The 20,156-nt window shown below is 71.4% G+C and carries 18 protein-coding genes and 1 riboswitch; of the genes, 14 read left to right on the plus strand and 4 right to left on the minus strand.

The window, feature by feature from the left end; translation table 11 throughout:
- Positions 1–7: 7 nt before the first annotated feature.
- The 3 genes from CUT83_RS07010 to CUT83_RS07020 are packed head-to-tail and all read left to right on the plus strand — an operon-like array spanning position 8 to position 1,187.
- Positions 8–277, plus strand: coding sequence for a hypothetical protein (locus CUT83_RS07010; protein ID WP_240958321.1), 270 nt, complete (start codon positions 8–10; stop codon positions 275–277).
- Positions 274–534: a DUF7848 domain-containing protein gene (locus CUT83_RS07015; protein WP_101255016.1), complete on the plus strand. Its 261-nt coding sequence runs from the start codon at positions 274–276 to the stop codon at positions 532–534. The genes CUT83_RS07010 and CUT83_RS07015 overlap by 4 nt, the downstream gene beginning before the upstream one ends.
- A gap of 41 nt (positions 535–575) precedes the next feature.
- Positions 576–1,187, plus strand: coding sequence for a hypothetical protein (locus CUT83_RS07020; protein WP_143688505.1), 612 nt, complete (start codon positions 576–578; stop codon positions 1,185–1,187).
- A gap of 20 nt (positions 1,188–1,207) precedes the next feature.
- Here CUT83_RS07020 and CUT83_RS07025 read toward each other — a convergent pair whose 3' ends face one another.
- Positions 1,208–1,387, minus strand: coding sequence for a hypothetical protein (locus CUT83_RS07025; RefSeq protein ID WP_101255018.1), 180 nt, complete (start codon positions 1,385–1,387; stop codon positions 1,208–1,210).
- A 145-nt stretch (positions 1,388–1,532) separates the two neighbouring features.
- Between CUT83_RS07025 and CUT83_RS07030 the strand changes: the two genes are divergently transcribed.
- From CUT83_RS07030 to CUT83_RS07045, 4 genes are all read left to right on the plus strand, one after another.
- Complete coding sequence (locus CUT83_RS07030) at positions 1,533–2,291, plus strand: DUF4192 domain-containing protein (protein ID WP_338154106.1); 759 nt, start codon at positions 1,533–1,535, stop codon at positions 2,289–2,291.
- A 55-nt stretch (positions 2,292–2,346) separates the two neighbouring features.
- Positions 2,347–3,114, plus strand: a complete 768-nt coding sequence (locus CUT83_RS07035) for an NUDIX hydrolase (protein WP_101255020.1) — start codon at positions 2,347–2,349, stop codon at positions 3,112–3,114.
- A gap of 216 nt (positions 3,115–3,330) precedes the next feature.
- Complete coding sequence (locus CUT83_RS07040) at positions 3,331–4,398, plus strand: FadR/GntR family transcriptional regulator (protein ID WP_101255021.1); 1,068 nt, start codon at positions 3,331–3,333, stop codon at positions 4,396–4,398.
- A 375-nt stretch (positions 4,399–4,773) separates the two neighbouring features.
- On the plus strand, positions 4,774–6,351 hold the full coding sequence (locus tag CUT83_RS07045; RefSeq protein ID WP_173915038.1) for an RNA polymerase sigma factor: 1,578 nt from the start codon (positions 4,774–4,776) through the stop codon (positions 6,349–6,351).
- A gap of 360 nt (positions 6,352–6,711) precedes the next feature.
- On the opposite strand, the gene CUT83_RS07050 is transcribed toward CUT83_RS07045, so the two are convergent.
- Positions 6,712–6,942 carry a DUF7455 domain-containing protein gene (locus CUT83_RS07050; protein ID WP_093851254.1) on the minus strand — a complete coding sequence of 77 codons (231 nt, stop codon included), beginning with the start codon at positions 6,940–6,942 and terminating at the stop codon, positions 6,712–6,714.
- A gap of 471 nt (positions 6,943–7,413) precedes the next feature.
- Between CUT83_RS07050 and CUT83_RS07055 the strand changes: the two genes are divergently transcribed.
- The gene (locus CUT83_RS07055) at positions 7,414–9,516 is read left to right on the plus strand and encodes a DNA gyrase/topoisomerase IV subunit B (protein ID WP_101255095.1); all 2,103 of its coding nucleotides are present in this window, start codon (positions 7,414–7,416) and stop codon (positions 9,514–9,516) included.
- A 241-nt stretch (positions 9,517–9,757) separates the two neighbouring features.
- Positions 9,758–10,222: a DUF485 domain-containing protein gene (locus CUT83_RS07060; protein ID WP_101255023.1), complete on the plus strand. Its 465-nt coding sequence runs from the start codon at positions 9,758–9,760 to the stop codon at positions 10,220–10,222.
- 53 nt (positions 10,223–10,275) lie between these two features.
- On the opposite strand, the gene CUT83_RS07065 is transcribed toward CUT83_RS07060, so the two are convergent.
- Positions 10,276–11,187, minus strand: coding sequence for a ferredoxin family protein (locus tag CUT83_RS07065; RefSeq protein ID WP_101255024.1), 912 nt, complete (start codon positions 11,185–11,187; stop codon positions 10,276–10,278).
- Between the two features lie 185 nt (positions 11,188–11,372).
- Here CUT83_RS07065 and CUT83_RS07070 point away from each other — a divergent pair, with 185 nt between their 5' ends.
- The gene (locus CUT83_RS07070; RefSeq protein ID WP_101255025.1) at positions 11,373–12,437 is read left to right on the plus strand and encodes a CobW family GTP-binding protein; all 1,065 of its coding nucleotides are present in this window, start codon (positions 11,373–11,375) and stop codon (positions 12,435–12,437) included.
- 103 nt (positions 12,438–12,540) lie between these two features.
- On the opposite strand, the gene CUT83_RS07075 is transcribed toward CUT83_RS07070, so the two are convergent.
- Positions 12,541–14,988: a DNA gyrase/topoisomerase IV subunit A gene (locus CUT83_RS07075; protein ID WP_101255026.1), complete on the minus strand. Its 2,448-nt coding sequence runs from the start codon at positions 14,986–14,988 to the stop codon at positions 12,541–12,543.
- A gap of 215 nt (positions 14,989–15,203) precedes the next feature.
- Here CUT83_RS07075 and CUT83_RS07080 point away from each other — a divergent pair, with 215 nt between their 5' ends.
- The 4 genes from CUT83_RS07080 to CUT83_RS07095 all read left to right on the plus strand — a co-directional run bounded on the left by CUT83_RS07080 (position 15,204) and on the right by CUT83_RS07095 (position 20,144).
- Entirely contained in the window at positions 15,204–16,595 is a 1,392-nt protein-coding gene (locus tag CUT83_RS07080) for a M16 family metallopeptidase (protein ID WP_101255027.1), read from the plus strand.
- A gap of 23 nt (positions 16,596–16,618) precedes the next feature.
- The gene (locus CUT83_RS07085) at positions 16,619–17,995 is read left to right on the plus strand and encodes a M16 family metallopeptidase (protein WP_101255096.1); all 1,377 of its coding nucleotides are present in this window, start codon (positions 16,619–16,621) and stop codon (positions 17,993–17,995) included.
- Positions 17,996–18,202: 207 nt separating this feature from the next.
- A riboswitch (cyclic di-AMP (ydaO/yuaA leader) is annotated at positions 18,203–18,376 on the plus strand.
- 13 nt (positions 18,377–18,389) lie between these two features.
- Positions 18,390–19,259, plus strand: coding sequence for a M23 family metallopeptidase (locus CUT83_RS07090; RefSeq protein WP_101255028.1), 870 nt, complete (start codon positions 18,390–18,392; stop codon positions 19,257–19,259).
- Positions 19,260–19,451: 192 nt separating this feature from the next.
- On the plus strand, positions 19,452–20,144 hold the full coding sequence (locus CUT83_RS07095) for a GntR family transcriptional regulator (protein ID WP_101255029.1): 693 nt from the start codon (positions 19,452–19,454) through the stop codon (positions 20,142–20,144).
- The last annotated feature ends 12 nt before the right edge of the window (positions 20,145–20,156 follow it).

Here is a 20,156-nt window from a genome sequence, read left to right on the forward strand (position 1 = left end):
GGATCTGGTGAGCGTACCGCCGCAGCCGCAACTCTGTGACCGGCTGGACACGCACAGCGGTCAGGAGAACGGCATGGCGGTGTACCTGGTGGACACGGCACGGAACAAGATCGGTGAACTCATGGGCAGGGACGGGAGTCGGTACCTGCTGCGCCCGGTGGGCGGAGGACGCGAGTGGGCGTGCGACCCCGGTGACGCCCGGGCCGCCACGCTCGCCGAGAAGCTGAGCGCGGGGGTGCGGGCGGCGAACCAGCGCAGCGGGGAGCGGCTGCGATGACGCGGTCGGTCTACCGCTTCATCCGGTGGCGGATGTCGCTGAACGAGGAGCCGGACGCCGAGCCGATGACGTACGCCATGCAGTGCACGCTGTGCGGCCAGCACGGCCCGGCCGGGGAGGATGCCGAAGAGGCCCGCCGCTGGGTGTTCGCCCATGTCACGAAGCCGGAGAACCGGCTGCACATGACCTACCGCGAGATCATCACCCGGCCGTGGGTCGCCCTGCCCGACGACCGCCGGCCTCCCAACTCCCTCTGACCGCCCGAGCGTTGTCACATGGTCGTTCTACGCTGCTCCGCGTGGGAGCAATCGACTGGGGGGACGCCCCGACATGGCTGGGAGCCGTCTTCGCCGCGCTGGCCGCAGCGGCGGCTGTGTGGACACTGAAGTCCCAGCGGGACCAGATCGACGAGCAGCGGGAGTTCATCCGCCAGCAGTCCGAGAACCTGGCCCTGGAGCGTGCCGAGCTACAGGCTGTGGCCGAGGACCGGAAGCGGGAGCAGGCCAGCAGGGTCACGATGGTGGACTGCCACCTCAGGTTGAAAGATGGAGATTTGACCGACGCTGGCGCTCCTGACGGGAGGAGATGGTATGTGGCTGTCCAGAACGGGAGCAGTGCGCCAATTTTCTCTGTGCAAATGACCTTTGGAGCCGCAGGGATCGCTGAGGAAACGGCTGTGAATCAAAACCCTGCTGCCGGACATAGTTCCCTGGGGTTGATTGGTAGGAATTCGCCGGTGAAGGTGGTTGGAGCAGGGGATCGCCTTCGGTTTGACTCGGTATTGATATCCCCCGAAGAAATTCCCGCATGCCGTCCTGTCCTGTACTTCACGGATGAGGCCGGTGTGCGCTGGAGCCTGGACGAGCACGGCAAGCTCGAAGAGGTCACCGAAGGCCAGGCGGGGGAGTAGGCCCGCAGGCCGGGCCGCACTCAGGCCAGCCCGGCCCGGTCATCGAAGGTGATCGCAGCGGCGGCGGCCAGCAGCCGCAGCTCGGGATCGTCCGGAGCGTCGTAGAGCATGAGGCCGAGCGCGTCCATGAGCCGGGCGAGGTCGCCGGGGCCCATGTCCTTGATCTCCGTGGCGATGCGGGCGAGGTCTGCGGGTGTCATGGTGATCGCTTTCCTGTGTGCTGGTGTCGATGTTGTGGGCGCGAGGTGGGCGCGGGACCTGTAGATGACCAGTGATGCCGGTTGATGCCCAGAGCAGTGGAATCGCAGGTCAGAGCCACTGCTCCGGGCATCGGCCGAGGTCAGGATTCCGGCCGGACAGAGCTGGTCCTACTGCTGTCCCGACACCCGGTGCTGCCCCGCGGAGGGCACACCGCTGGGCGTCCCCGGCACCTCGGCCATCGCGGCCGCGGCCGCGTACGCCGGACTGCGGGTGGAAGGCACCCTGAAGGAGATGACGGCCAGGCTCGCGCCACTGGGCCCACCGGCCGCCGGGCCGCAGGAGCGGGCCCTCGACATCGCGGGCGCGGCCCTGGTGCCGCGGATGCTGGGCGAGGCCGACCGCGAGACGGTGCGTGCCGAGACCCTGGCGCTCGCCGGGCGGCTGCTCGACCGCTACCGGAACGCGCCGGCGGCGGGCCGGAACGAGGGGGCGGCCGGGGCCGACGCCCGGGACGACCGCCTCCTGACCGATGAGGAGGCCGCCACCGTGATCCTCGGTCTCCAGGACAGGGTCACCCGGGACTGGGCCGCGGAATGGATGGAGGGCGAGGACGCCGTCCCCGCGCTGCGACTGTGGAGGGCGCTGGCCAGGCGGTGCGCCGGGGCCTACGCCGAGCACGCCGCGGCCCCGCTCGCTCTGGCCGGATGGGTCGCCTGGTCCGGTGGGGACGAGCCGGGCGCGCGCGTGGCGCTGGGCCGGGCGCTGGAGCTGGACCCGGAGTACGTCTTCGCGCGGCTGCTCCACGGCGCGTGCAACAGCGGGCTCGACCCCGAACCGCTGAGGCAGTGCCTGCGGAGGCAGCGGGCCGCGCGCGGTCTCGGTGCCGCGGCGGTCCAGGGCTGAGGGCGGAGCGGCGCAAGCCTCTGTTTATCGTCAGGCAGACGACTATGATCACGTCATGCCCTACGACCCGTCGGCCTTCCCTCCCTTCGCCGTCACCGTCGATCTGGTCGTGCTCACCGTGCGAAGGCATGCCCTGTGTGCGCTGGTCGTACGCCGGGGCGAACCTCCCTACCAGGGGCGATGGGCGCTGCCCGGGGGCTTCGTGCGCATCGACGAGGACCTCGGGGCCGCGGCGGCCCGCGAACTCACCGAGGAGACCGGGCTGCATGTCCAGGGGCCGGACGACCGGCACACCGGTGCCCATCTCGAACAGCTCGCCACCTACGGTGATCCGGGTCGGGACCCGCGGATGCGAGTGGTCAGCGTCGCCCATCTGGTGCTGGCCCCCGACCTGCCCACCCCCACGGCCGGTGGCGACGCCGACAGTGTCCGCTGGGCGCCGGTGGACACCCTGCTGCCTCCCGGACAGCCTTCCGGGGACGGCCCGGACCGAAGCGGCGGACAGCCCGCTCCGCTGGCCTTCGACCACTCGAGGATCCTCGCGGACGGAGTGGAGCGGGCCCGATCGAAGATCGAGTACTCCTCGCTCGCCACCGCCTTCTGCCCGCCGGAGTTCACCGTGGGAGAACTGCGGCGGGTCTACGAAGCGGTGTGGGGCGTCGCGCTCGACCCGAGGAACTTCCACCGCAAGGTCACCGGCACCCCGGGCTTCCTGGTGCCCACCGGCGGTACGACGACTCGTCAGGGTGGTCGGCCCGCACAGTTGTTCCGGGCAGGCGGCGCCACGGTGCTGAATCCACCGATGCTGCGCCCGGATGTCTGAGGGGGAGAGAAGCCGAATCCTCGCCTCCCTCCGGCCGGTGTCCGGGCCGTCGGGCGGCCCGCCGGGGAACCGACGCGCCTCTCACCAGCGGATCCGGGGCCTTCGGTGGTACCGCTCCGCCGCAGGCTGGTGCCGGCTGCCGCGTATTCCCGGTCGGAAGACCGTTTCTTTCCGATAAGGCGTCAATCGCGAGGAGACCACTGATCACCCTTTCGTGTGCTTTTCACCAAAGCCCTCAAGGCCGTCCGGAGCACCGCCGACAAAGGATGCGTGACTACCCTTGCGCACACCATGATGACCTCGGCTCGCTCCGCCGACTCCGGCCTCACGGCTTCGGGCGAGCCGGACCGTTACGCCTACGCCGAGTCGACCGGCGCGACCCGTGCCACCACCGTCCCCGCGTGGGACGGTGGCGAAGCGGACATGGCCCGGGCCGGACGACGTGCCGCCGGAAACCGGGGGCGCGGACTGCACGGCCAACTCGTACAGCAACTGGGGCAGATGATCGTCTCCGGAGACCTCGGGGCCGACCGCCCCCTCGTACCGGAGGAGATCGGCCAGCGATTCGAGGTGTCGCGCACCGTCGTCCGCGAGTCGCTCCGGGTCCTCGAGGCCAAGGGCCTGGTCAGCGCCCGCCCCAACGTCGGAACACGGGTCCGCCCGGTCAGCGACTGGAACCTTCTCGACCCCGACATCATCGAATGGCGCGCCTTCGGCCCACAGCGTGACGACCAGCGCCGCGAGCTGTGCGAGCTGCGCTGGGCCATCGAGCCGCTGGCCGCCCGCCTCGCCGCGGACCACAGCCGCGACGAGGTGCAGCAGCGCCTCGCTGACATGGTCGAGATCATGGGCCACACACTCGCCCAGGGCGACAGCCTGACCTTCTCCCGGGCCGACGCCGAGTTCCACGCCCTGCTCCTGCACGGCGCCGGCAACCGGATGCTGGAGCACCTCTCCGGCATCGTCGGCGCGGCTCTCCAGGTCTCCGGGGCCCCCGCCGCCGGATGCGAGCGTCCCACCGAGGCGTCGCTGGCGCACCACCGCAGGATCGCCGAAGCCGTCGCCTCCGGCGAGGCGGCCGCGGCGGAGAACGCGGTGCGCCAGTTGCTCACGGTCTCCTCCGAGGCGGCCGTCCCCGCGACGCCCGGCGCTCCCGCGCCGGGCGCTTCCACCGCGGCCGCTTCCGCCGCGCAGTCCGAGACCCAGACCTCTCCGGCGGCTCCGGCGGCTCCGGCGGCGGGTGGAGCCGCCGACCACGTGGTGCCGGCGCCTCGCGAGCACTGACGTCCGGTACCGGCCGCACCCGCACGGTGTCGCCGGATCCCGCCCGGCGGGATCCGGCGACGTCCTTCCGGCGGGTCCGCCCGCACCCGCGGCGTCTGCCGCCCCGGGGCACGGTCCGGCCATAAGTCGCCGTATGGGTATTTCTGTTCTCCTATGTCGTGTGACCCGGGACACTCTGGTTGGGCGTAACGCTTCGCGTGGCAGCGCGATGACTCAAGAGGTGGCAGCTACCGGGGGAATACGGACGCCGCATCCGGCGCTGTAGTTCCTCCGTCGCTCCACCCGAGCCGCCGGTCATCCCCGCCGGGGCTTGCAGGTCCCGGACCCCTCCGTGGGCGGGGCCGAAGCCGTTTCCATCGTTCCGAGAGGTTGTTCGTGTCGGCCAGCACATCCCGTACGCTCCCTGCGGAGATCGCCGAGTCCGCGTCTGTGATGGCGCTCATTGAGCGGGGAAAGGCCGAGGGGCAGATCGCCGGCGACGATGTGCGTCGGGCCTTCGAGGCCGACCAGATTCCGCCGACCCAGTGGAAGAACGTCCTGCGCAGTCTCAACCAGATCCTCGACGAGGAGGGTGTGACGCTGATGGTGAGTGCCGCGGAGGCCCCCAAGCGCACCCGGAAGAGCGTCGCAGCGAAGGCCCCGGCCAAGCGCACCGCGACCAAGACGGTCGCCGCCAAGAAGACCGCTGCCAGGAAGGCCGCCCCGGCCGCCGCCCCCGAGGACCCCGCCGAGGACGCGGAGGGGACCGCCGAGGAGGCCGAGGCGAAGCCGGCCAGGAAGGCGCCCGCCAAGAAGGCCGCGGCGAAGAAGACCGCTGCCAGGAAGGCGCCCGCGAAGAAGGCCGCGGCGAAGAAGACCGCGGCCAAGAAGTCGGACGTCGACGAGCTGCTCGAGGGGGACGAGGAGGTCATCGACGAGCCTCCGGTCAAGGGCGGCAAGACCGCCGAGGACTCCGCGGCGGAGCCCAAGAACGAGAACGAGGGTTTCGTCCTGTCCGACGAGGACGAGGACGACGCCCCCGCGCAGCAGGTCGCCGCCGCGGGCGCCACCGCCGACCCGGTCAAGGACTACCTCAAGCAGATCGGCAAGGTCCCCCTGCTCAACGCCGAGCAGGAGGTCGAGCTGGCCAAGCGCATCGAGGCCGGTCTCTTCGCCGAGGACAAGCTCGCCAACAGCGACAAGATCGCCCCCAAGCTCAAGCGCGAGCTGGAGATCATCGCCGAGGACGGCCGCCGGGCCAAGAACCACCTGCTGGAGGCCAACCTCCGTCTGGTGGTCTCACTGGCCAAGCGTTACACCGGCCGGGGCATGCTCTTCCTGGACCTGATCCAGGAGGGCAACCTGGGCCTGATCCGCGCGGTCGAGAAGTTCGACTACACCAAGGGCTACAAGTTCTCGACCTACGCGACCTGGTGGATCCGCCAGGCCATCACCCGGGCCATGGCCGACCAGGCGCGCACCATCCGCATCCCGGTGCACATGGTCGAGGTGATCAACAAGCTCGCGCGCGTCCAGCGCCAGATGCTCCAGGACCTGGGCCGCGAGCCCACCCCGGAGGAGCTGGCCAAGGAGCTCGACATGACCCCGGAGAAGGTCGTCGAGGTCCAGAAGTACGGTCGCGAGCCGATCTCCCTGCACACCCCGCTGGGCGAGGACGGCGACAGCGAGTTCGGTGACCTCATCGAGGACTCCGAGGCGGTCGTCCCGGCCGACGCGGTCAGCTTCACGCTCCTGCAGGAACAGCTCCACTCCGTGCTCGACACGCTCAGCGAGCGCGAGGCCGGCGTGGTCTCGATGCGTTTCGGTCTCACCGACGGCCAGCCCAAGACACTGGACGAGATCGGCAAGGTCTACGGCGTGACCCGCGAGCGGATCCGCCAGATCGAGTCCAAGACGATGTCGAAGCTGCGCCACCCCTCCCGTTCGCAGGTCCTGCGGGATTACCTCGACTGACCCGTTCGCCAGGTTCGTCCGCTCAGGCCGGAGGGCCGGAGCCCCGTCCACGGGGCTCCGGCCCTCCGGCCTGAGCGGCGCGCGGGTGTGTGCGGCTCTCCGGATGCGGAAGCCGCCCGCATGGCTCACCCTGGGGTGAGGCGGGGGGCGATCCGTACGTTCAGGGAGGCTCCGTGCGCCCGTTTCCCGGCATGCGGGAGCCTGTGCGGCCTCCGGGGCCCACCACCGCCTGCCGTGCCCGCCCGTGCCCGGGTACGGCAAACGGGCGGTCACCCCGTGAGGGGGCGACCGCCCGTGGCGTCCGGCCCTGGGCCGGTCCGAGCTCGTCGGATGGGGACGCGTTTGCCGCCGGTCGGCAGATCAGTGCTCGCTGTCACCCGCCGTCGCGGGGGTGGCGTTGAGCCGTTCGGTCTCGTCCTGTATCTCCGCAGCGATCTTCTTGAGTTCCGGCTCGAACTTGCGGCCGTGGTGGGCGCAGAACAGCAGCTCTCCACCGCTGACGAGCACAACACGCAGGTATGCCTGGGCGCCGCAGCGGTCGCAGCGGTCAGCGGCCGTCAGCGGGCTCGCGGGGGTCAGAACAGTAGTCACGTCGCCTCTTCTCTAGCTCGACGAGCTGTCGTACCAGGGTCAACATCCAACCAGGCCGAAAACGTTCCCGCTCGTGGCTTTTCCTCGAAAATCTCTGTGTGAGGTGGCTGACATGTTGCCGGTTGGCGGCGAATGAGCCGATTACAGAGATGTGTTGATCTTCGTCGTCTTCGTGTTGTGTGTTCGGTTGTCTCCTCCGGCGCCGGTCTCGCCGGTGTCGTTCCAGAGGACGTGCCCGGAGCCTAGATGGTTCATGCCCGGAAGGGAACGTGATGTACACGTCACCCGGACGAGTTATCGAACGCTTGGTCGACGCTGGTCTAGCATGGGCCTTCTCCTGGGTGGCTTCACCTTGGCTCTCCATGGCCTCGGTACCCTCTGACCCGCAAGACAGCCATCCCCAGCGAAATTCAGCGAGGAGCGAACCGCGTGACCGCCGAGACTCCCCTGGCCTCCGGCAGGGGAAACCCCATGCCGTCCACCGCCCTGCTCACGGGCGCGGACCGTGACGGTTCCAACTACACCGCGCGGCACCTGCTCGTCCTCGAGGGGCTGGAGGCGGTGCGCAAACGGCCCGGTATGTACATCGGCTCCACCGACAGCCGCGGTCTGATGCACTGCCTCTGGGAGATCATCGACAACTCGGTCGACGAGGCCCTCGGAGGGCACTGCGACCACATCGAGGTGATCCTCCGGGAGGACGGCTCCGTCGAGGTGCAGGACAACGGCCGCGGCATCCCCGTCGACGTCGAGCCCAAGACGGGACTGTCGGGTGTCGAGGTCGTGATGACCAAGCTGCACGCCGGCGGAAAGTTCGGCGGCGGATCGTACGCGGCCTCCGGCGGTCTGCACGGTGTCGGCGCATCCGTCGTCAACGCCCTGTCCGCCCGCCTCGACGTCGAGGTCGACCGTGACGGCCGTACGCACTCCGTCAGCTTCCGGCGCGGTGTTCCGGGCATCTTCACCGAGTCCGGCCCGGACGCCCCCTTCGATCCGACGAGCGGCCTGCGCAAGAGCAAGAAGATCCCCAAGACCCGTACCGGCACCCGGGTGCGGTACTGGGCCGACCGCCAGATCTTCCTCAAGGACGCCCGGCTCTCCCCGGAGAACCTGCACGCACGTGCCCGCCAGACCGCCTTCCTGGTGCCCGGCCTGACGATCGTCGTCCGCGACGAGCGCGGGATCGACGGCGCACCGCCGGTGAAGGAGGTCTTCCGCTACGACGGCGGCATCAGCGAGTTCTGCGAGTACCTCGCCCCGGACCGGCCGCTGTGCGACGTGCTGCGGCTGACGGGCCAGGGCGCCTTCAAGGAGACCGTCCCCGTCCTGGACGAGCGCGGCCACATGATCCCCACCGAGGTCACCCGCGAGCTGGGCGTGGACGTCGCGCTGCGCTGGGGGACGGGGTACGACACCACGGTCAGGTCGTTCGTCAACATCATCGCCACCCCCAAGGGCGGCACCCACGTCGCGGGCTTCGAGCGCGCCGTCACCCGCACGGTGAACGAGGTGCTGCGCTCCGCCAAGCTGCTGCGCGTCGCCGAGGACGACATCGTCAAGGACGACGCCCTGGAGGGCATGACGGCGGTCGTCACCGTGCGGCTGGCCGAGCCGCAGTTCGAGGGGCAGACCAAGGAGGTGCTGGGCACCTCGGCCGCCTCCCGGATCGTCGCCCAGGTGGTCTCCAGGGAGCTCAAGGCGTTCCTGACCTCCACCAAGCGCGACGCCAGGCAGCAGGCCCGCTCGGTGCTGGAGAAGGCCGTGGCCGCGGCCCGCACCCGCATCGCCGCCCGCCAGCACAAGGAGGCCCAGCGCCGCAAGACCGCGCTGGAGTCCTCCGCCCTGCCGGCCAAGCTCGCCGACTGCCGCAGCGACGACGTCGAGCGCAGCGAGCTGTTCATCGTCGAGGGCGACTCGGCGCTCGGCACCGCCAAGCTCGCCCGGAACTCCGAGTTCCAGGCGCTGCTGCCGATCCGCGGCAAGATCCTCAACGTCCAGAAGTCGTCCGTCTCCGACATGCTGAAGAACGCCGAGTGCGGCGCGATCATCCAGGTCATAGGGGCGGGCTCCGGTAGGACGTTCGACATCGACCAGGCCCGCTACGGCAAGGTCATCTTCCTGGCCGACGCCGATGTCGACGGCGCGCACATCCGCTGTCTGCTGCTGACGCTCTTCCAGCGCTACATGAGGCCGATGGTCGAGCAGGGCCGGGTCTTCTCGGCGGTGCCGCCGCTGCACCGGATCGAGCTGATCAATCCCCGGCGGGGCCAGGCGAAGTACATCTACACCTACTCCGACAACGAGCTGCGCCAGACCCTGCTGGAGCTGCAGAGCAAGGGGGTCCGCTTCAAGGACTCCATCCAGCGGTACAAGGGCCTGGGGGAGATGGACGCCGACCAGCTCGCGGAGACGACGATGGACCCGCGCCACCGCACCCTGCGGCGTATCAACATCAGCGACCTGGAGGCCGCCGAGAAGACCTTCGACCTGCTGATGGGCAACGAGGTCGCGCCGCGCAAGGAGTTCATCACCACCTCCGCGGCCACGCTGGACCGCTCCCGGATCGACGTCTGACCCGGGCGCCTTGGCCCCTTGGCCGCCTTCGCCGTGCCTCTGCCACCGCCTCTGTCCCCGCCTCTGTCCCCGCCTCCGCTTCCGGCCCGTCCGGAGACGGGGGCGGGGCGGGGGCGGGGTTCTTCCAGGGCCGGATCCGGTCCCCGGACCGCCGGGGACCGGCCCGGTGAATCCTCCCCTGAAAGGGTGAAGAGTCCGGATTGATCCTCCGCCGGGCCCGAATCCCTGCCCATCCTGGGCCATGCGGATCGACGACCCCTGGCACGACACCCTCGCCTCCGGCCGGGGCGAGGAGCGCGGCGCCGCCGCGGCGCCCTTCCCCCGGCGGCCCGCTTCCGGCGGGGCGACCGCCCCCGCCGCCCGCCTCGCCCACCCCCGCGCAGCGGCCTTCCGCGGAACGCGCCACCGCCGCCTCGTTCTGTCCGTCTGCGCCGCGCTCCTCGCCTGCCACCTGGCGTATCTGGTCGCCGTCACCGCCGTGCCCGCCGTGGCGGGCCGAACACTGGGCGGCGGATCCGTTACGGCGGGCACGGCCGCCGGATTCGCGCAGTTCGCCGTCGTCTGCCTGCTGGCTTGGGCGTACGCCCGGCACACGCGCCCGCACCGGGGCGGGCGCGGGGAGGTCCACGGGCCGTGCCGGTACGTCTGTGGACCGGCCCGTGCCGCGAGCCCGGCGGCACCGGGCAGGAGCGGCCGGGTCCGCTGACCGGCCCACCACCGGGCCGCGCTCCGGCCCGCCCATACCTCCTGGGAGAGTGGTCAGAGCGGGGTCACGTCCACGGCGGCCACACGGGGCTGTACGGCGGGAGCGGCGCCGCAGCTCGCGGTCACGGGCGGGACGTCGGTGTCCTCGGTGACCGTGACGCGCCAGGAGCGGCCGTCGGCGTGGGCCACCGTGACGCTCCACCGAGGGGCGGCGCCGGCGGTCCCGGCGACCGTCAGGGCCTCGGCACCAGCCTCGCCCGTCAGCTCGCGCACCGCCAGGTCGGCGGCCTGGCCCGGCCGGTCCCAGGCGGACCGGCCCCGGCACCCGTCGGTGGCGATCCGGCCGCGCCGCAGCTCGTCCAGCACGCCCTTGACGGCGTGGCCCCCCAGCCTGCCGTACGCGTAGCCGTACGGCAGGACCAGCAGGGTGGGGGCGAAGCGGTGGCCGCCGATGTGGGTGGTCTCCCACACCTCGCAGGCGTCGGAGGCCGCCAGCTCGGCGGCCAGCGGGCGGCCCAGGACGGCGCAGCAGCGGTCGCGCCTGCCGTTGGTGCACACCAGAGCCAGGGGATCGCCGCCGTACGGCTCCCACAGCCCGCCGTGGTCGCCCGCGCCGAGCGTGGCCATGACGGCCGCGTCGAGGCCGTACAGCTCGTCCGTGCCGGTGAGCAGGGCGGTACGCACCCAGGACCGGCCGGGGAGGGTGTGGGCGAGATAGACGCGGCGGAGGGCCGGACCGTGGCGGTCCGGGTGGCGGCCGGGGCGGCGGATCAACGCGACCCGTACACCGGTGCCGGCGGCGGCACGCTCCAGCGCACGGCCCAGTACCGGGTCGAGACGGCTGTCGGTGAGGGCCTTGGCCCCCCACGGACCGGGCTGCTCGACCAGCAGCCATGTCCGGGCGGTCGCGGCGGTGGCGGCCGGCGGTTCGGCCAGCGCCCGGGAGGCGGTCGAACAGGTACTCACACAGGGGAGCCTAACCGCTCCCGCCCGGGGGATTCCCGTCGGCGGAACCGGCGGGCCCGGGCAGATCCCGGGCAGGCCCGGGCAGGTCCTCGGGCGCGCGGGCGGGAGCGGGGAGGGGAGAGGCCGTCGGTTACCATCGGCAGCCGTTCCGGTACGGCTGCCACCCGCACGATGGAGGCGCGATCTTGGTCAGGAAGCGGATCCCGGTCATCGTGCTCGCCGGTTTCCTCGGGTCGGGGAAGACCACCGTCCTCAACCACCTCCTCGCCCACAGCGGCGGTACACGCATCGGCGTGGTCGTCAACGACTTCGGCAGCATCGAGATCGATGCCATGTCGGTGGCCGGGCAGGTCGACTCGATGATCTCCCTGGGCAACGGCTGCCTGTGCTGCGCCGTCGACACCAGCGACCTGGACACCATGCTGGAGCGCCTGGCGCGCCCCTCGGCCCGTATCGACGTCATCGTGGTGGAGGCCAGCGGCCTGGCGGAGCCGGAGACCCTGATCCGCATGATCCTCTCCAGCGACGAGGAGAACATCGTCTACGGCGGCCTGGTGGAGGTCGTAGACGCCGCGGAGTTCGAGGACACCCGGGCCAGGCACCCGGAGCTCGAACGGCATGTGGCGATGGCCGATCTGGTGGTGCTCAACAAGGCGGACCGGGCCGGGGAGGAGGAGCTGTCCGCCCTGGCCGGCCGGCTGCGTGGGATCGGCCGGGGCGTACCCGTCGTCCCCGTCTCCCACGGGCGCGTCGATCCGGAGCTGCTCTTCGACCCGCGCCCCCGCGACGACGGCGCACAGGGCGTGCGGCAGCTCTCCTTCGAGGACGTGTGGGCCGAGATCCGCGAGAGCGGGCACGGATGCGGCGACGGGCACGACGGGCATGACGCGCACCTCCACGCCGCCTACCAGAGCGTGGAGTTCACCACCGGTGAGCCGGTGGACCCGCGCCGGCTGATGGAGTTCCTGGACGGCAGACCCGACGGCCTGTACCGGATCAAGGGCTTCGTCCACTTCGGTGTGCCCGGTCACCGGGAGAAGTACGGGCTGCACGCGGTCGGCCGCTTTCTGCGCTTCAACCCCGGGCCCTGGGGGAGCGGGGAGCCGCGCCTGACACAGCTCGTGCTGATCGGCTCCGGTATCGACGCCGGCGCGGTGCGCGAGGAGCTGGCCTCCTGCACGGCCACCGGCTCGCCGGAGGAGGCGAGCCCCGACAGCATGTGGGGCGTCCTGCGCTACGTACGGCCCTGAGCGTCCCGCTGCACAGGACGCCCCGGCGGCGCGACGGCCCGGCCCGTACCACCGGGCCGGAGCGCCGCACCGGGATGTCGCACCGGGGTGTCGCGCCGGGACGTCACACCGGCCCGGCGACCACCGAGACCGGCTTGGCCAGCGGAGTGCCCGAGCCGTCGCGGCGCGGGTCCGGCTCCGGCAGGTCCACCGGCGAGCCCTTGGCGTCCGCCGCACGAGCGGGAGTGGCGCCGGCCCAGGCGAAGGTCAGACGGTCCTCGCCCTTGAGGAAGCGCTGGCAGCGCACCCCGCCCGTGGCCCGGCCCTTGCGGGGGTACTGGTCGAACGGCGTCAGCTTGGCCGTGCTCACCTCGTCGGCCAGCGTGCCGCTCGATCCCGCGACCGTGAAGACCACCGCGTCGGCGGCCGGGTCGACCGCGGTGAAGGAGATCACCTTCGCGCCCTGGCCCAGCTTGACGCCCGCCACGCCGCCGGCCGGGCGCCCCTGCGGCCTGACCTGCCCGGCGGGGAAGCGCAGCAGCTGCGCCTCGTCGGTGACGAAGACCAGGTCCTCCTCGCCGGTGCGCAGCTCCACCGCGCCGACGATCCGGTCGCCCTCCTTGAGGGTGATGACCTCCAACTCGCCCTTGTTGGAGGGATAGTCGGGCACCACCCGTTTGACCACGCCCTGCTCCGTGCCCAGCGCCAGCCCCGGCGAGGACTCGTCCAGGGTGGTCAGGCACACCAGCTCCTCGCCGTCCTCCAGGGAGAGGAACTCCGTGAACCGGGCGCCGCCCGCCAGGTTCGGTGCGGAGTTCTCCGGAAGCTGCGGCAGGTCGATGACCGAGATCCGCAGCAGGCGCCCGGCCGAGGTCACCGCCCCCACCTCGCCCCGGGCCGTCGCGGGGACGGCCGAGACGACCACGTCGTGCTTGCGGCGCTTGGCGGAGGAGTCGAAGGCCGGCTCGCCGCCCGCGGTGCGGGCCAGCAGCCCGGTGGAGGACAGCAGCACCCGGCACGGGTCGTCCGCCACCTGGAGCGGGACGGCCGCCGCGGGAACGTCCGCCGAGGACAGCAGCTCGGTGCGGCGCGGGGTGCCGTACTTCCTGGCGACCGCGGAGAGCTCCGAGGAGACCAGCTTGCGCAGCTCCGCGTCGGACTCCAGGATGCGGGTCAGCTCCTCGATCTCGGTGTTCAGCCGGTCACGCTCGGACTCCAGCTCGATGCGGTCGAACTTCGTCAGCCTGCGCAGCGGGGTGTCGAGGATGTACTGCGTCTGCACCTCGGACAGGCCGAACCGGCCGATCAGCGACTCCTTGGCCTGCGCGGCGTTCTCGCTGGAGCGGATGATCCGGATGACCTCGTCGATGTCGACGAGCGCCACCAGCAGGCCCTCGACCAGGTGCAGCCGGTCGCGCCGCTTGCCGCGCCGGAACTCGCTGCGCCGCCGCACCACGGTGAAGCGGTGGTCGACGTAGACCTCCAGCAGCTCCTTCAGGCCCAGTGTCAGCGGCTGGCCGTCGACCAGGGCCACGTTGTTGATGCCGAAGGACTCCTCCATCGGCGTCAGCTTGTAGAGCTGCTCCAGCACGGCCTCGGGGTTGAAGCCGTTCTTGATCTCGATGACCAGCCGCAGCCCGTGCTCGCGGTCGGTGAGGTCCTTGACGTCGGCGATGCCCTGGATCTTCTTGCCGTTGACCAGGTCCTTGATCTTGGAGATGACCTTCTCGGGGCCGACGTTGAAGGGCAGTTCGGTGACGACCAGGCCCTTGCGCCGTGCGGTCACGTTCTCCACCGAGACCGTGGCGCGGATCTTGAAGGTGCCGCGCCCCTTGGCGTAGGCGTCCTTGATGCCCTGCAGCCCGACGATCCGGCCGCCGGTGGGCAGGTCCGGGCCCGGCACGAAACGCATCAGCGTCTCCAGGTCCGCGCCGGGGTGCTTGATCAGATGCCGGGCGGCGGCGATCACCTCGCCCAGGTTGTGCGGGGGCATGTTGGTGGCCATGCCGACCGCGATACCGGAGGCGCCGTTGACCAGCAGGTTCGGGTAGGCCGAGGGCAGCACGGACGGCTCGGACTCGCTGCCGTCGTAGTTGGGCGCGAAGTCGACGGTGTCCTCGTCGATCGACTCGACCATCAGCCCGGCCGCCGGAGCGGAGCGGCACTCGGTGTACCGCATGGCGGCGGGCGGGTCGTCGTTGCCCAGCGAGCCGAAGTTTCCGTGCCCGTCCACCAGCGGCAGCCGCATGGAGAAGGGCTGGGCCAGGCGCACCAGCGCGTCGTAGATGGCGCTGTCGCCGTGCGGGTGGAGTTTGCCCATCACCTCGCCGACGACGCGTGCGCACTTGACGTATCCGCGCTCCGGCCGCAGCCCCATCTCGTGCATCTGGTAGAGGATCCGCCGGTGGACCGGCTTGAGTCCGTCGCGTGCGTCGGGCAGGGCGCGCGAGTAGATGACCGAGTAGGCGTACTCCAGGAAGGAGCCCTGCATCTCGTCGACGACGTCGATGTCGAGGACGCGCTCCTCGAACTCTCCCCCGGGCGGCGGGGTCTTCGTGCTGCGGCGGGCCATCGCGGCTGCGACTCCTTCTTGCGTACTGCGGATTGTGTGTCCCCGTGCGGGGGCAGGGGGCGGACGGGCACCATTGTGGACCTCGGCACCGACAGTCCGGTCCCCGCCCCGAACCGTACGGGAACTTCGCGCTTTGTCCGGCCGCTTGCATACAGTGACCACACACGCGTTGTGAGAACGCGGTCCGCGATCGCGATCGAAGGGACTCCCTGCCCATGGCTCACACGGCCTCTCCCCCGCCCACCACCGGCGGTCTGACGGCGACCGAGCACCGGCTGGCCAACGGCCTGCGAGTAGTGCTCTCCGAGGACCATCAGACACCGGTCGCCGCGGTCTGCCTCTGGTACGACGTCGGATCGCGCCACGAGGTCGCCGGGCGCACGGGTCTGGCACACCTCTTCGAGCACCTGATGTTCCAGGGATCGGCACAGGTGAAGGGGAACGGTCACTTCGAGCTGGTGCAGGGGGCGGGCGGCTCGCTCAACGGCACCACCAGCTTCGAGCGCACCAACTACTTCGAGACGATGCCCGCCCACCAGCTGGAGCTGGCGCTGTGGCTGGAGGCCGACCGCATGGGGTCGCTGCTGGCCGCCCTGGACGAGGAGTCCATGGAGAACCAGCGCGACGTGGTGAAGAACGAGCGCCGCCAGCGGTACGACAACGTGCCCTACGGCACGGCGTTCGAGAAGCTGACGGCGATGGTCTACCCCGAGGGCCACCCGTACCACCACACCCCGATCGGCTCCATGGCCGATCTGGACGCCGCCTCCCTGGAGGACGCGCGGGACTTCTTCCGCACCTACTACGCGCCGAACAACGCCGTGCTGGCGGTCGTCGGCGACATCGATCCGGAGCGCACGCTCGCCTGGGCCGAGAAGTACTTCGGCTCCATCCCCTCCCACGAGGGCAAGCGGCCGCCGCGCGACGGCTCCCTGCCGGAGGTCATCGGCGAGGAGGTCAAGCAGGTCCTCCACGAGGAGGTGCCCTCCCGGGCGATGATGGCCGCCTACCGGCTGCCGCACGACGGCACCCGTGAGGCGGACGCCGCCGACCTGGCGCTGACGGTCCTCGGCGGCGGCGAGTCCTCCCGTCTGAACACCCGCCTGGTCCGCCGCGACCGCACCGCCGTCACCGCCGGTTTCGGCATGCTGCGGCTGGCGGGGGCGCCCTCGATGGGGTGGCTGGACGTGAAGGCCTCCGGCGACGCCGAGATCCCCGACATCGAGCGGGCGGTCGACGAGGAGCTGGCCCGCTTCGCGCAGGAGGGGCCGACCCCGGCGGAGATGGAGCGCGCCCAGGCGCTGCTGGAGCGTGAGTGGCTGGACCGGCTGGCCACGGTCGGCGGCCGCGCCGACGAGCTGTGCCGCTACGCGGTGCTGTTCGGCGACCCCCAGCTCGCCCTGACCGCGGTGGAACGCGTGCTCCAGATCACCGCCGACGAGGTGCGCGAGGTGGCCGCGGCCCGGCTGCGCCCCGACAACCGGGCGGTGCTGATCTACGAGCCCACCCAGGCGACCGCTCCCGACACCGCGGCCGACGTCTCCGAGGGCGCCACCGTTTCCGAGACCGGCACCGCCGACGACCACGACCAGGAGGCCGCTCAGTGAGCGACGCCACGGCCCAGAACGGAATGTCGATGGAGTTCCACCCCCAGCCCCGCGGCGGCGAGCCCAGGCCGTGGGCGTTCCCCGCTCCCGAGCGCGGTGAGCTGCCCAACGGGCTGACAGTGCTGCGCTGCCACCGCCCCGGCCAGAAGGTCGTGGCCGTCGAGGTCAACCTCGTCGCGCCGCTGGAGGCCGAGCCCCGTGACCGGGAGGGCGTGGCCGGGATCATGGCCCGGGCGCTGAGCGAGGGCACCGACCGGCACAGCGCCGAGGAGTTCGCCGCCGAGCTGGAGCGGTGCGGAGCCACCCTGGACGCGCACGCCGACCACCCCGGCGTACGGGTCTCCCTGGAGGTCCCGGCCTCCCGGCTGACCAGGGCGCTGGGCCTGCTCGCCGACGCGCTGCGCGCCCCCGCCTTCCCCGAGGGCGAGGTCGAGCGGCTGGTGCGCAACCGCCTGGACGAGATCCCGCACGAGCTGGCCAATCCCGCCCGCCGGGCGGCCATCGCGCTGTCGAAGGAGCTGTTCCCGGCCGATTCCCGGCTCTCGCGTCCCCGCCAGGGGGCCGAGGAGACCATCAGGAACATCGACGCCGAGGCGGTGCGCGCCTTCTACGCGGAGCATGTGCGGCCCTCGACGGCCACGGCCGTGGTGGTCGGCGACTTCACCGGGGTGGACCTGGACAAGGCGCTGGCCGAGACCCTGGGTGACTGGAAGGGCGCGGCCGCCGGGCCCCGCCCGGTCCCGCCGATCACCGCGGACGACACCGGCCGGGTGATCGTCGTGGACCGGCCCGGATCGGTGCAGACCCAAATGCTCATCGGCCGGATCGGCCCCGACCGGCACGACCGGGTCTGGCCCGCCCAGGTGCTGGGCACGTACTGCCTGGGCGGCACGCTCACATCCCGCCTGGACCGGGTGCTGCGCGAGGAGAAGGGCTACACCTACGGCGTACGGGCCTTCGCCCAGGTGATGCGTTCCTCCCCCGAGGGGGCCGGCGCCTCGATGCTGGCGATCAACGGCTCGGTGGCCACCGATGTGACGGGTCCCGCACTGGAGGACCTGTGGCGCGTGCTGCGCACCCTGGCGGAGGAGGGCCTCACCGACGCCGAGCGCGACACGGCCGTGCAGAACCTGGTGGGGGTGGCCCCGCTGCGCTACGAGACGGCGGCGGCCGTCGCCGGCACCCTCGCCGACCAGGTGGAACAGCACCTCCCCGACGACTACCAGGCGAAACTGTACGCCCGCCTCGCCGAGACCGGCACGGTGGAGGCGACGGCGGCGGCCGTGGCCGCCTTCCCCGTGGACCGTCTGGTGACGGTGCTGGTGGGAGACGCCTCACAGATCGCCGACACGGTGCGGGATCTGGGCATCGGAGAGGTGACGGTCGTCACGGACCAGTGATCCCCGGCCGCCTCGCGGCGGCCGCGCAGCGGAAGGCCCTTGGTGGGGTTGCCATACCAAGGGCCTTCCGTATGTCCGGTTTTGGGCTATTCCGGTGGGCGGCTCGTGTGGCATGGCCTACAAAAGGCGCTATTTGCTTGCTCGCTCAATTTTGTCCGTTTAGCGTCGATCTCGCTGGCCGTCAGAAGTGACCGCGACCGCGGCCGACGGCAGTGATCGCCGAGTCCCCCGAGCGGGGGAGCCGGGGACCCAACCTCCCGCCCTTCACACGCGGGAGCGGTCCTCTCCCGAGGCACCTGGGGTGAATCGGGCCGTGCGCCCGTAGGAGACCTTCCTGCTCCGAACCCGACAGCTAACCCGGTAGGCGAGAAGGAAGGAAAGGAGTACGCCACCCATGGCGTTCACCCGTGCCACCGCGCAGCTCGCCGAGAAGCTGACCGGAAAGCTCACCGGGCTCACCGAGAGCCTCACCGAGAAGCACCACCTCTCCAGCCGCTCCGTGCGCACCCGCGTCGGCCTGGCCGGAGCCGCCGCCCTGACCGTCACCGGTGTGGTCGGCGCCGCCGCCACTCCCGCGATCGCCGCTCCGGACGAGGGGTCGGGGACCTACGCCCTGGGCTTCGTCCAGGCCATGGCCGTCGGCGACACGATCGCCGACGACGTCAGGGCCCAGGCGCAGGCCCAGCAGCGCGTCGCCGACGCCGCCGAGGAGAAGGCCGCCGAGGAGCGCGAGGCCGAGAAGGCCGCCGAGAAGCGTGAGGCCGCCCAGGAGCGTGAGGCCGCCGAGAAGCGTGAGGCCGCCCAGGAGAAGCGCGCGAACGAGCGCGCCGACCGTTCCGCCGAGCGCCGTTCGGCCACCGGCTACGTCGACCCGGTCGCGGGCGTGGACACCACCACCACCTACAAGCAGGCCGGGGCCTCCTGGTCCTCCGGCAAGCACAGCGGCATCGACTTCCCCGCCAACACCGGCACCCCGGTGCGGTCCGTCGGCCCGGGCACCGTGGTGACGGTCGGCTGGGGCGGCGCGTACGGCAACCAGATCGTCATCCGCCATGACGACGGCAAGTACACCCAGTACGCCCACCTGTCCGCCACGAAGGTCTCGGCAGGCCAGAAGGTCGACGGCGGCCAGCGGATCGGCGCGGTCGGCTCCACCGGCAACAGCACCGGCCCGCACCTGCACTTCGAGGCCCGCAACGGCGCCTACTACGGCTCGGACTTCAACCCGATCACCTACCTGGCCGGCAAGGGCGTCGACGTCTGACGGACCCCGCCCGCAGGGCGCCGGGCCGCCGTGCCCGTCATACACCGGCATCCGCCGCACGACCCGTGAGGGTCGTGCGGCGGATGTTTTCACGTCTGTTTTCCGGCGGGCATCGGAAAACGCGTGCCGGTGGAATACAGTTCGAACCTGCGGCACTTCGGGAAACATGGAGACGGCGGCGGAGGTCGGCCCATGCGCATTTCCGCGCACATGGTGTGCAGCGCGGTCCGTGACGATATCGTCCTCGGTGTTTTCCCGCCCGGGGCCCGGCTCACCGAGGAACTCCTCGCCAGACGCTACGGCGTCTCGCGCGTCCCGGTGCGCGAGGCTCTGCGGACCCTGGAGTCGGAGGGCTTCGTCGTCTCCCGCCGCCACGCGGGCGCCTGCGTCGCCCGGCCCACCGAGCAGGAGGCCGCCGACCTGCTCGACATCCGCGCCCTGCTGGAGCCGCTGGGTACCGCGCGGGCCGCCCGGCGCCGCACCGAGGCGCAGCTGAGGGTTCTGCGCGGACTGGTCCGCCTGGGGCTGCAGCGGGCGGAGAGCGGCAGGCTGTCCGACCTGAGAGCCCTGGAGGACTGGTACCACGAGACGCTGGCCCGGGCGTCGGGCAGCCCCAGTCTGGCCTCACTGCTCACACAGCTGCGCCGCAAGATCACCTGGGTGTACGCCGCGGAACCGCCGCTGCGGGCGGTCGCCGTGTGGCGTGAGCACGGCGCCATCGTGGACGCCGTCGCGCGCGGCGACGCGGAACGGGCCCGCGCCCTGGCGAGCGAGCACGTGGAACGCTCCGTCGCGGTGCGCCGCGAGCAGCGGCCGGTGGCCGTGCGGCGGCCGCCGGAAAGGCCCGGTGAGAAGAAGGAAACACACCGTAAACACGCCGTGTGACAATTCGTAACA

The sequence above is a fragment of the Streptomyces barkulensis genome, assembly GCF_002843305.1.
In the GTDB taxonomy this organism is placed as follows: domain Bacteria; phylum Actinomycetota; class Actinomycetes; order Streptomycetales; family Streptomycetaceae; genus Streptomyces; species Streptomyces barkulensis.